Origin of the sequence: Legionella rowbothamii (genome assembly GCF_900639985.1) — a bacterium.
Taxonomy (GTDB): Bacteria; Pseudomonadota; Gammaproteobacteria; order Legionellales; family Legionellaceae; genus Legionella; species Legionella rowbothamii.
Map to the genome: position 1 here is coordinate 287486 of NZ_CAAAIM010000001.1, position 12310 is coordinate 299795.

Genomic DNA, 12310 nt, shown 5'->3' on the forward strand with positions numbered 1-12310 from the left:
AACAGCAAGTATTTTTTTACACGAGGTTATTTGATGTACACATTAATTATAAGCAGCATATATGCTAAATCTTTGCCAAACCAGGAAATGCTAAATGAGGAGGTCCAAACTGATAGCCAAACTGTTAAAGAACTATTTAATGATTGGCTTGAATTAATCGTACCAGCAGGTTCTTTATCCTGGGGAGAACTTACGGAGCAGAAGAAAGAACTCCACAAATTAATGCTTATACTAAAAAAGGTTGGTGAAACAAACGTAAATATTGTACTTAACACTCATGGAAGTCCCGGAAAATATGATATAGATGTTTGCCTTATTACCGAATTAGTGCAACAGCTCTCGGCAGCTCATATAAAAATTAATACCATCTATGCTCTTATGTGTGATGGGTTTACCCAACAAAATGCAACTAATAGTCAGAGGACCTACAAAACCAGTTCATCTTTCCTCGAAACAACCCTAAAACCTTCTTCAATGGCCATTTTACGTTCAAAACTCAATAATCTTGAAACTAAAATGGAGCAAAGTATTGAAATTAAAGGGTTTGCATATCCCTATACGCCCAATGAAGCGAAAGAGATGATTATGAGTTTTCTTCTTAATAAGAATGCTGGCCAAACAATTTATGTGCACACAAGAGAACAAAAAAAAGAGGATTTTAATTATTTGCTTAACTACATTAGATTGTGCCGCAGAAAAGATGTTAATGTTCAAGATCCTGCATATAACAAAGCAGCTAATGTCTTAGGAACACTGCTTTCTGAGATAAAAAAGCATATTGACGAGTATCTTAATGGATTTAGTGAACAATTATATGAAGGAAGTGTTCCTTTATTTAAAGAGATACTTGATTTTTCGAAAGCGGATGCAACCAATCTAACAATTCCACAATTTGATCACCAATACAAACGATGGATAAAAGAATATAAGCTAACCAGTACCACACGATTGAATATTCTTGAAGGGTATTGCCAATATCAGCAGAGAGCCCAAAATGAACTGATTTTATTACCACACAATGAGCGATTAACATTTTTTGTAGGGAAAATCGAGCTGGATGATGAACCTCTGTCTGGTGTTGATGTTCTATGCGATGAATGCCCTGGTAAGGCACCTAAGCTCTAAAAAGCTGTATTTGATGTTTAATTGGCGCTTTTACTTGAGCATTTTCAGCTATTCGTTCAGCAAAGAATATAGTGTCGTTAGCGAATAAAACACTCGTCGAGCAACGCGTCCCATACTGACGAGTAGGTATATTAACAAAGATTGAACTTAAGGCACGTTCAAACTCTAAAGGTACTCCCGTGTGAGGTAATAAATGTTCCGGGGCAACGTAATGATTCTCCAAGATTGGAAATAACAGGGCGTTCATTTCTTCAGGTGTGTGGGTTTTGATTAGCTGAGGAGCTATTTTATGGAAAAGCTCTTTTGCTTTTAACACCTTATACCAGGGGGTATCTAATAAATGATTGCTCAATCCATAGACTCCTGGACTGAGTTTTTTTATCTTATTTTCTATATTTGAAAAATAAACAATATCCCCCATGCGGCCGATTATTAAATTAAATCCATTATAGCTATTGGTGCTTGGAATTAACTCGTGCACATACTCTTCAGGGGATGTATGAACATTTTCTAATAAAAAATTTTTAGCTAAAAGCCCCCTTGATAAACGTTCCGGATTATAATGACTAGGATCTCGATAATTGGTGATCAAGGAAAAACGCCCTTGTTGATTCACGCCAAGCCAAGTCCCACCACTGACTAAATCTTTCCCGGCAAAAACTCCAGGAGCATCGTCCCAATAATGCGCAGGAGCAGTTGCCCTATTATAAAACTCATCTCGGTTAGATAAAATAATCAATCGATAGAGTGGATGCTGTTCAATGGCTATTAATGCAAGACACATGATGCGCTCAATAAAGGTCAATTATCTTTACTTAACTGTATAGTATATACTGAATTCAATAAAAACTTTTGCACGGGTTCTACTTATGGATATTCACTCTGTTATCGAAAAACAACGTGCGTTTGCAGCTGTAGGGACAGCTAAAGATATTAATTTCCGCAAACAACAACTGCACAAGTTAAAAAACATTATTAAAGAAAATGAGCCTCTTCTTTATCAAGCAATTCATAAAGATATAAAAAAATCAAAATTTGAAACTTATCTTACTGAATTAGCTTTGATTTATCATGAAATCGATACCGCGATTAAACGAGTTAGCAAATGGGCAAAACCCAAAAAAGTAAAAACGGATCTGGCGAATCAACCTGGAAAAAGTTTTATAATTCCTGAGCCTTATGGCACTACCTTAATTATTGGAGCCTGGAATTATCCTTATCAGTTGACTTTTGCACCATTAGTTGCATCCATGGTTGCAGGTAATACCAGTATTATTAAGCCAAGTGAGTTACCACCTAATACCTCCGCAGCGATAGCACAGATTATTAATCAACATTTTGATCCTGCGTATCTTTATGTAGCAGAAGGGAGCGCTGAGATAACGCAGAAATTATTGATGTATCGCTTTGATAAAATATTTTTTACAGGCAGCACCACGGTGGGACGAATTGTAGCCAAAGCGGCTGCAGAGCATTTAACTCCAGTAACATTAGAGCTTGGCGGAAAGAGTCCCTGTTTCGTTTTTGCTGATGCCGATTTGGAGCGTTCCGCACAGCGAATTACTTGGGGAAAGTTTTTAAATGCAGGCCAAACATGCATTGCTCCTGATTACCTTTTAGTTGAGGAGTCAATCTATCAACCATTTCTTGAGGCGCTTAAAAAACAAATAGAACCCATTGTCGGCCTTAATCCTCTGGAGAGCGAAAGTTATGTGCGCATTATTAACCAAAAACATGTAGCGCGCTTAAAAAAACTGATTGACCCTCAAAAATTATTTACTGGGGGGCAGGTTATTGAAGAAGAAAACTATATTGCGCCAACAATTTTGAAAGACATTCGCTTTACAGATGAAATTATGAATGAAGAAATTTTTGGTCCTATTTTGCCGGTAATTCCCTTTACTGATTTATCTGCAGCCGTACAAGAGATCAAAGCCCGGCCGCGTCCCTTATCACTTTATGTATTTGGTAAAGATACAGCGATACAGCAACGAATTTTACAGGATGTTTCTTTTGGTGGCGGTTGTATTAACGATGTATTAATGCACATTACTGGCTCGCAACTCCCTTTTGGTGGAGTCGGCGAAAGTGGTATGGGAAGCTACCATGGTGAGGCGGGGTTTAAGACCTTTAGCCATTTTAAGAGTATTTTGAAGAAACCATTTTGGTTTGAGGCGCCTATAAAATATCCGCCTTATACGAACCTTAAGTTAAAAATTATTAAGGCATTATTTGGGTAGAGAGGGTTGCTTGGGTTTGTATATGAATGTAGCAACTGTCTTGAAATGAAATTCAAGGGAGTGGGGAAAACAGTATTAGTGCAATAGCTCGCTAAATCATCAGCCGAAATATGATGAATATCAAACTCCGCCTCTAATAACCGTCATCCTTCTTCAAAGTCATTAATAACGGCTGTGTTGCAAGAAAATCCATTGTCTATACTTAGCCAATCAAAAGTATGGAGTATGGCATTAGCTATCGAGATTTAGAAGAAATGATGGCAGAGAGAAGGATGACAATTGATCATACGACTGTTTATCGCTGGGTTCAGCATTATGCACCGGAACTGAAAAAACGACTTGACTGGTATAAAAAACGTTATGCCAGGCGTTGGCATTTGGATGAGACTTACATTCGAGTGAAAGGTGAGTGGAAGAACTTATACCGAGCCATTGATGAGCAAGGCAATACGATTGATTTTTATTTGTCTCACCGACGCAATACTATTGCAGCCAAACGTTTTCTGAAGAAACTTATAAAGAACAATCCACCATGTGATATTAGTGTGATTAATACGGATAAAAATCCCACATATAATCAAGCTATTCAGGAGTTAAAACAAGAAGGCCATTTAGCGCCACATGTCAGGCATTTGCAAATCAAGTATAGGAATAATTGACTCGAAGCAGACCATGGAAAACTTAGACGTCTTATTAATCCTGTGCGAGGATTTCACTCAATGAAAACTGCTTATGCTACCATCAAAGGTTTTGAAGTTAGGCGCATGTTTAAAAAAGGTCAGTTTAACCTGTGGATGTATGGGAACCGTAAGGAAATTTCTTTTATTAATGAACAATTTGATTTATACAGTTGAGCTACGCCCAAAACTCATGATTCTTCATTTTTAAAATTATTTGCAACACAGCCCTAAATGATCCTGCATGGTCAAAAGATAGATACCTGTTGATATTGTTTTTTATTAAACTAATGAAGAAATTTCCTCTCTTTTAAGGAACTTCCGATGTACATCCTATGACTTCGAGAAGAATCATCGAGTTACGCAAATTATAACCACAGTTATCAAAATAAGATTTCTTTGGCCTTAATTTGACTTATTTTTGTCGCCTCTTTACAATCGCCACTCCAAATGAATCTTAATAATAAAAAATGGGAGATTTCTATGCCATCTGGGTTAACGCTTGAGTTGAGAACGGCGCTGCTTGCTAGTGAGACAATAAGAACGAAGTTATTAGCGAACGAAGAGCAATGTGCAAAATATACTATAGAAATTGAAGAAGCTAATGCAGCGATTGCAACGAATAACGAAGAGATTAAATCTTTAGAAGAAAGGCTTATAGATGAATCCAAACGGTTTAGTGAGCAATCGCTAAAATTAGAAACCCTTACCGGGGAAGAACGAGAGCGCTTGGTAAAAGTAGTAGAAAAGATTAATGAAGATAATGAATCGTTAAAGCTTAAGTTGGCTGAACTTCCAGAGAAAAATAAAACTCTTGAGCAGAAGTTAATGGAATTAACTCAAAAAATAGAAGATCTATCTAGCTCTAATGAACAAATGGAACAAAGCAAAAAAGAAAATAGAAAACAAATCGAATGTTTGGTTGAGGCCGCTAAAAAATTTGAAGAATGCAACTTAATAAGTCTTACAATTGAATATGACCATTATGAAAAAGAGATCAGAAATTATCTGCTGGATATTAGCAATGACTTTGAAATATTCGAGTTGCTCTTCGATCATTTTATGCAAACGAACTTACTAAACAATGAAAAAAAAGCCGACGTATTTGCTGAAGTATTAACCAGATTTATTGCTCTTAATCAAACTCGTTTCGTTGATTACCTGCTAGAAATTTATCATTGTAACCGCTCTGTATTTTCCCTCGATAGGGAAGTAACAAATTGGCATTGGACTCTGACCGTAAACAAGGAAAAATGCTCCTACAAGCAGGCTCTGACTGCAACAATCGTAAAGATGAATACAACCGAAGCGATTCATTTGCTCTGTTATGGTGCAAAGCCTGAATTGACAACATTCGCTTATAGGGAAGCAACATATCGCAACTTAGATAGTAATATCCGCCAATTTGATGAAAAAAATCAAACTGATTTTTCAGCCTTAATTCAAGCAAACGCTGACTTAAAATCTGGTATTCAATACTTAAATGAGAGTTCACGAATCAAAGCAATAGCAAAAATTGCTTCGGCCATAAATTTATATCCAACCTTTGTTTCACAATACATAAAAACTCAATTTCATTTTGCGATGTTGCAGGCTAAGGCTGAGGTATCTGGTGATGAGACAGATTATCGTTTCTTACTTGGGCTACTCGACTTATGTGCTTATATTTGTTACGAGGAGCAAGGAGTTGAGAACTTCAAAGAACTCATTCAAATGGATATTTTACCTCACGTAATTGACTATCCAGTGGTTGATTCAGAAAAAGCGCTTTTCAAGAATCAGAAAGGAATAAATGCTTTCTTGGAAAGAGAATATATTAAACAGCTTTATACAACGTCTAGCTGGTTTTCAACAATGAATAACTTGGCTAAGGAAGAAGAACCGACTTCAACGCAGACCCCTCACTCGTTCTTTAGTCCATCCTCAACTGATAGAAGCGAACCTGAATCCTCTGCTTCGAATGACAAGAAAAGTTCTAAAAGTTCATGTCGAACCCAATAACTATCCTGGATACAACTAGCAACTCATACCCATTTATCACAACTTGATCAATGGGTATGAGGGTTCCGTCAGCAAATTCCATTTTAGCCGATAGCATAATATCGGGCTTTGTCACTAAAAATAGTCAATCAAGATAGGATCCAGGAATGATCAAATAACGAGGATGTAAGTTAGATCGCACTTATTTTCCTGAGCACTTAATTACAACGTTCCATATTGAGATCGAAGCTAAATATTCTTCTTATCCTAAAGTTGGATTATATTCTAGAAAAAATTCTTTAAATAACTTCATGAAAATTAAATTATTTCTATTTATAAAATTAGTACTTTCCTTTCTGAGTATCAACGTCCAGCCCATTTATGGAAAGGAGTGCTTATCAAGTTCCAAAGACCAAATGTTAGAATGCATTCAAGGCGCCTATGGCGCACAGTCGCTTAGCTATCTCATTGCCAGTTTGGGCTGGATATGCGGTAAAACCCTACAATTCTAGACGCTCAGTGGGCGATAAATTAACAAGAGGCACGGGGACTGTTACCTGTATTTTTTGCAGATAGTGTTCTAAATTAATTTTTGGCATGATTAATCCCTTATTCTATAGTCTGTAGCCTGCTTGCTTCTTCTCTTTTATAAATGCTCTAAAGGCAGGGCCGTTGTTTCGCAAATGTTTCTTAAAATAAAACTTGAGTGAACACTACTTACACAATTAATACGTGTTAACTGTTCTAATAAAAAAGCTTGATAAGCGTTTAAATCAGGTACTATTACCTTTAACAAATAATCAGCGGATTGCCCAGTAATTAAATAACATTGCACCACCTCCGGAAGGAAACCAATATGCTCTTCAAATTGGGCCATTACTGACGGCTGATGGCTGTTTAGGCCCACTAAAATAATTACCGTTAGATTTAACCCCAGTTTTGCAGGTTCAAGTAGCGCAACTTGTTTTTTAATATAGCCCTGATCCATTAATAAGCCAACACGGCGAAGGCAAGATGAAGGTGATAGAGCCACGCGTTCGGCGAGTTCTTGGTTGCTAATTTGACAATTTATTTGCAGGACTTCAAGGATCTTTTTATCAATTCGGTCTAGGGTCATTTTATTTTTAATAAGTATCATGATTATTTTTCATAATAGCATTTTCTTTGGTTTTTTCATGAAAAAATGAAATTTTAATTCAAATTTAATCTTTTTATATTAATTTTTGAAAAAAAATTTCAATCCAAATGCGATAAAATAGTCGTTGCTCATAGAGTGCGCAAGATGTGTTTAATATTGCTTTATTTGAGGATGCTTATGTCTGTTTCACGCGTTATCGCCTGGTTTGTTTGGATTATTGTTTCAATTTTTTATGCCTATCAATATATATTAAGAGTAATGCCAAGTATCATGCTTAATGATATTACCTCACAGTTTCATATTAATGCGACTGAGTTTGGTCAATTCTCTGGAGTTTATTACCTTGGTTATTCCTTGCTACATTTACCTATAGGCATTATGTTGGACCGTTTCGGACCACGCAAAGTAATGACCGGTTGTATTTTATTGACCGTCATCGGACTATTACCGATTATTTTTGCAGAACATTGGGTGTATCCATTGGTGGGCAGGGCGCTAATTGGCGTTGGCTCCTCAGCGGCAATCTTAGGTGTTTTTAAAATAATTCGCATGACATTTAATGAGCGTCTCTTCCCACGTATGCTAAGTTTGTCCGTTATGATAGGTCTTGTTGGGGCGATTTATGGCGGTGGACCAGTAAGTTATCTTTGCCAGTGGTTGGGTTATAAGCAAGTAGTTGAGATATTTGTTGTAATGGGGCTAGTTTTGGCTTTAGTGACTTGGTTAATTGTGCCCGATGCCAAGCCAGTTCAGCATGAATCGGTCCGTGCCAATATAAAAGCTATTTTTACTAACAGTAAAATCATGATGATGTGCTTTTTTGCTGGTCTAATGCTGGGACCGCTAGAGGGGTTTTCTGATGTATGGGGACCTGTTTTCTTAAAAGAGGCTTATCAGTTAAATAGCGCTACAGCCACCTATTTGCCTTCAATGATTTATTTGGGGATGTGCTTTGGAGCACCAGTATTAAGTTTTATTGCCGAAAAAACGGGCTATTACTTAGGGACTATTATTGCTTCAGGTATTATCATGTGCTTAATTTTTGCCTTATTAATTACAGGCATTTTAGCAGTACCGAGCATTACTATAAGCTTTGCGCTGGTAGGGGTTTGTTGTGCTTATCAGATTTTAGCTATCTATAAAATATCGACTTATGTACCGGAAGATTTGGCCGGTCTTGCCACTGCAATTGCAAATATGATCATTATGATTTTTGGCTATGCGTTTCACTCCACGATTGGCTTTGTAATTAATGTTTATGGCGGGGTTAATGATCCGCAAGCTTTTGTTTACGGAATTGGGGTAATTCCTGTAACTCTGGCAGCCGGAGTACTAGGGTTTCTTATTTTGGCTTATCAGGAAAAATCCTACTTAAATCGGATTAGCGCAGCTTAAAAATCTACAAAAACCTGGTTGCTCGCAACCAGGCTTCGCCTAATGATCAAGCTACGATGCTAATCTCATCGTAGTTTTATAATCACAAGCAAATTGTATTAGCATTTCTAAAAAATCTTTTCCTTCTTGAGATAAACCTATATCGGCATCCATTTCAGTCTGAATTATGGAGATTATCTCTCCGGGGCTTGCATTAACTTGAGCTTTAATTACTTCCATAATTTTTATAAACAATGCTTTATCACCATGTGGACTTAATACTGCTTGCTCTATTATCGGGAAACGATCTGCAGGCTCAATATTCATAAGACAGGAGCATAATTGCTTTTGTAACGGGAGTGCATGTTTTAATGATTGATAGAGATTTAATAGTAAGGCTATATTTTTGTTGCTTATATTCATCTCCTCATTACAAGGAATGCCATTCTGCACATACCAGGATAAAATTTTGCTAATGGTGGGAATATGCCTTTGATAAATCGCAAGATGTAAGGTTGAAATAAAACCCATACTCATTCTAGGCTCAACCCCTTGAGCCAATAATACATCCACCAAATGATAGTGTTTTTGACGAATAGCGAGATCAAGTAGGCTAACCCCTTGATGTAATTGCCTAAAATTACTTCCATATTCAGTAAATAAGGTAACTAATGGAAGTGATCCATTTTCTATTACGGTAAGAATACAGGATAATTCTCCAGCACGATTAATCTGAGTTAATGCACCATACTGAAGCAGTAATTGAGCCATTTTAAAATTATTTTGCTGGCACGCAATATAAAGCGGACTCATAAGGGAATTGGGGGAATTTGCAAAGTAACTCAATGCGTTCGGATCAGCCCCACTTTCCAATAATTGTTTCGCCAAAAGCCGGTTACTTGACCAGATTGCTCGATGTAATAATGTGACGCCATATTGATCTTTTTCATTCACCACATCGCGATGCTGAATTAATAGATTGAGTATCTCACTATTTTCATTGTCCATAGCACACATTGCAGCAGTATGATTTGCATAAAATGGTGCAAACACTGCCCCAAAAAAACTCAGCGCCCTCAGAATATTGTCATCCGGTGTAATTAACATCGGAATTGTAGGTGTTCTAAGTAAAGAATCAATCTGAGCATTATTTTCTAATAAATAATCTACTACTTCTGCATGACCTTTAAGCACCGCGATAATAAGGGGGCTCATCCCTGTAGATGAGTAGGCATTGACGTCTGCGCCATGAGCAATTAAAAGTTTTACCTTATCTAATTCACCGAAATTGCTAGCCATATAAAGAGGAGTAACATTCTCTATGGAGTGAAATAATGATTCACTTGGTTCTTTGAGCAGTATTTTCTTCGTTACAGGCTGATTCACATCAGCACCATGAGCTATCAGTATTTTTGCAACACGTGCTGTAGCATAATGAAGCGGTGAAAAACCTAAGCCATCTTTAGCATTTATTTCAATGCCATGAGCAAGTAATTGTTTTATATTTTTCTGAGCATTACCTATAACAGCTAAATGCAAAGGGGATAAATAATCAGTAGGAGAATCGCTAGGCTCTGTGGTAATAATGTGCTGCTCTGCATTTTTTTCATCGATAAATTGACTGCAAAGTTGCTCTAACTCACTAAAATCAAATACAAGCTCTTTATTTTGTTTGGGAATTATTATCCCCAATGGAATGTGTGTGCCTTTAGATTCATTTTTATAAACTGTATTAAGAATAAAATTGGATAGGGACTCTACGTTACTGAAGGGTGAGATTATTTTCAAATGATCCGAATTATAATAAATCCATTCATTTGAGGATAATTGATGATAAAGCGCAAAGATTTTCCGACCTGTGCTCATTAAAATAGGGACATTCGCTGGAAGTTTTTGCAATATCTCTGTGAGTCTTTGTTTCGGTAAAACCTGGTAGGACTCAAATTCAGACCGAGCGATGATATCTGTGTCATGTTGAGAGCCAAGCCACAAATATAGGTTTTGCAACCTATCTAGCGACCCGATAAACTCCTCCATAAAGGGATCACGGGGAATTTCTACGCTTAATAAACAATGTCGTTCGTCTGGGCTGATATGTAAGGATGCAACCAATTGTTGAATTTGATCACGAAAGTTTAGACTTTTAAGACCGGGAAATTGAATCAAAAGTTCTTTATATTTTTCATTGGCTTGGCGCCATTCTTGGGTTTCTTTGAGCCGCCGAATGTGCTCTAATAAATATTCATCTTCTGTCCAGGCGTTAATATTCTCGATTAGGCTATAAAACTTATTCCATTCTTTAGCTCCAGCAAAGTTGCAGAACAAAAGCCCCAACCCCAGACTATAACCTGGCATTAATGTGTTTGCTAATTTGACGCGACCTCGATTAATACGATAAACATTTATCTTTTCATCGATTAGCCATTCTTGTTTGGGTGAGGTCATAACAGCTTACATCAAAGTTACCCTTATTAATTATAGCTATAATTGGACTAATATCTAACTTATTAGGGCACATAATAATCACACGAGTCGTAAATGTAACAACAAATCATCATCTATACTTGAAAGACAAGTATTTTGCTCAAAAGAAGTGGAGCACATTGAAAAACTAATAAAAGCAGCATGTAGGGAACTGGATTCGAGGTAAAAATAGTCCGTTTCAGAATTATTGACCAATTTAACTAAATAATGGTTTAGCAAGGCGGGTATCGATGAAAACCAAAATTAACATTTTTATAATCCTGTGCCTGTTTTATTCTTCCTCATACTCTTTTAACAAAAATAGCTTACCCAACGACGCGACGACGACCTTAAATACCCTCTACGAAAAAGGCAAAGCTATTACCCAAGGAAAGCAGGCCTCTTATATTCCGGAGTTGGCAAAGGTTGATCCGGAATTATTTGCTATTTCTATAGTAACTGTTGATGGGGAATCATTGTCGGTAGGTAATGCAGATACCTTGTTTTCTTTGCAATCTATATCCAAAATATTTGCCTATGCCTTGGCATTATCGGATAATGGTGAAGAGATTATTTTTAATAAGATTGGTCTCGAAGCAACCGGGGAGCCTTTTAACTCTATTCGATCTCTGGAGCAGGATACACCTCATAATCCCTTTGTTAATGTCGGTGCCATACAAACTACGAGCTACATCAAAGGAGACGATTCAACTCAAAAATGGAATCGTCTTTTATCGTTTATTGGAAACTTAAGTGATGGAAAGCCCTTTTTAAGCCAGAAAATTTACGCATCAGAATCACAGACAAATAGACGTAATCACGCAATAGCTCAATTACTAAAATCCCGTGACATGCTTGTTGGTGAGCCGGATGAGGTGTTAGATAGATATACTAAAGCCTGTTCAATTATGGTGAATACCAAGCAGCTAGCTTTAATGGGGGCAACTCTGGCAAACCATGGTATCCACCCGATAACCAAACAACAGGTCATTGCTCCCGAATTTGTGCGTGATGTCTTATCTGAAATGGTGATCAACGGGATTTATGAGAAAAGTGGATCTTGGTTTGTTACCATTGGTATTCCATCAAAAAGCGGGGTGAGTGGGGGAATCATTGCAATTATACCCAATAAAATGGCCATTGCGGTGTACTCGCCTCGTCTTGATAAAGCAGGTACAAGTGTTCGCGGTCAGGCCGTTCTTAAAGCCCTTTCTCGGAAGTGGAGATTGCATCTCTTGGAGCAGCGCTAGAGGAGTTTCTGTGGCTTGACTGCGGTATCCTGACTTATGGATACCGCGGTCGAGCCGCGGTAA

At 37.3% G+C, this 12310-nt stretch carries 8 protein-coding genes and 1 pseudogene; 6 read left to right on the top strand and 3 right to left on the bottom strand.

The features are described from left to right. The first annotated feature begins 33 nt into the window (after positions 1-33). Positions 34-1125, top strand: a complete 1092-nt coding sequence (locus tag E1P08_RS01230) for a hypothetical protein (protein ID WP_133135204.1) — start codon at positions 34-36, stop codon at positions 1123-1125. On the opposite strand, the gene E1P08_RS01235 is transcribed toward E1P08_RS01230, so the two are convergent. Then, positions 1115-1909: an NRDE family protein gene (locus E1P08_RS01235; protein ID WP_133135205.1), complete on the bottom strand. Its 795-nt coding sequence runs from the start codon at positions 1907-1909 to the stop codon at positions 1115-1117. The genes E1P08_RS01230 and E1P08_RS01235 overlap by 11 nt on opposite strands. Positions 1910-1994: 85 nt before the next feature. Between E1P08_RS01235 and E1P08_RS01240 the strand changes: the two genes are divergently transcribed. From E1P08_RS01240 to E1P08_RS01250, 3 genes and pseudogenes are all read left to right on the top strand, one after another. Further along, complete coding sequence (locus E1P08_RS01240) at positions 1995-3365, top strand: aldehyde dehydrogenase (RefSeq protein WP_133135206.1); 1371 nt, start codon at positions 1995-1997, stop codon at positions 3363-3365. A gap of 218 nt (positions 3366-3583) precedes the next feature. After that, positions 3584-4219: pseudogene (locus E1P08_RS01245) on the top strand (IS6 family transposase). A gap of 273 nt (positions 4220-4492) precedes the next feature. Continuing rightward, complete coding sequence (locus tag E1P08_RS01250; RefSeq protein ID WP_133135207.1) at positions 4493-6043, top strand: hypothetical protein; 1551 nt, start codon at positions 4493-4495, stop codon at positions 6041-6043. A gap of 625 nt (positions 6044-6668) precedes the next feature. On the opposite strand, the gene E1P08_RS01255 is transcribed toward E1P08_RS01250, so the two are convergent. Further along, a complete protein-coding gene (locus E1P08_RS01255) occupies positions 6669-7139 on the bottom strand; it encodes an Lrp/AsnC family transcriptional regulator (RefSeq protein ID WP_133135974.1) in 471 nt (156 codons plus the stop codon). 198 nt (positions 7140-7337) lie between these two features. Here E1P08_RS01255 and E1P08_RS01260 point away from each other — a divergent pair, with 198 nt between their 5' ends. Beyond that, complete coding sequence (locus E1P08_RS01260; protein WP_133135208.1) at positions 7338-8555, top strand: MFS transporter; 1218 nt, start codon at positions 7338-7340, stop codon at positions 8553-8555. A 51-nt stretch (positions 8556-8606) separates the two neighbouring features. Here the strand turns inward: E1P08_RS01260 and E1P08_RS01265 are convergent, their stop codons facing one another. Beyond that, on the bottom strand, positions 8607-10979 hold the full coding sequence (locus E1P08_RS01265) for an ankyrin repeat domain-containing protein (protein ID WP_133135209.1): 2373 nt from the start codon (positions 10977-10979) through the stop codon (positions 8607-8609). A 269-nt stretch (positions 10980-11248) separates the two neighbouring features. Here E1P08_RS01265 and glsA point away from each other — a divergent pair, with 269 nt between their 5' ends. Beyond that, positions 11249-12247: a glutaminase A gene (glsA, locus tag E1P08_RS01270; RefSeq protein ID WP_133135210.1), complete on the top strand. Its 999-nt coding sequence runs from the start codon at positions 11249-11251 to the stop codon at positions 12245-12247. Positions 12248-12310 lie beyond the last annotated feature (63 nt).

What these genes read in the sequence shown, in the direction of transcription:
- E1P08_RS01255 (WP_133135974.1), bottom strand. Translation starts at nt 7,139, where the DNA reads ATGACCCTAGACCGAATTGATAAAAAGATCCTTGAAGTCCTGCAAATA.
- E1P08_RS01235 (WP_133135205.1), bottom strand. Translation starts at nt 1,909, where the DNA reads ATGTGTCTTGCATTAATAGCCATTGAACAGCATCCACTCTATCGATTG.
- E1P08_RS01240 (WP_133135206.1), top strand. Translation starts at nt 1,995, where the DNA reads ATGGATATTCACTCTGTTATCGAAAAACAACGTGCGTTTGCAGCTGTA.
- glsA (WP_133135210.1), top strand. Translation starts at nt 11,249, where the DNA reads ATGAAAACCAAAATTAACATTTTTATAATCCTGTGCCTGTTTTATTCT.
- E1P08_RS01250 (WP_133135207.1), top strand. Translation starts at nt 4,493, where the DNA reads ATGAATCTTAATAATAAAAAATGGGAGATTTCTATGCCATCTGGGTTA.
- E1P08_RS01265 (WP_133135209.1), bottom strand. Translation starts at nt 10,979, where the DNA reads ATGACCTCACCCAAACAAGAATGGCTAATCGATGAAAAGATAAATGTT.
- E1P08_RS01260 (WP_133135208.1), top strand. Translation starts at nt 7,338, where the DNA reads ATGTCTGTTTCACGCGTTATCGCCTGGTTTGTTTGGATTATTGTTTCA.
- E1P08_RS01230 (WP_133135204.1), top strand. Translation starts at nt 34, where the DNA reads ATGTACACATTAATTATAAGCAGCATATATGCTAAATCTTTGCCAAAC.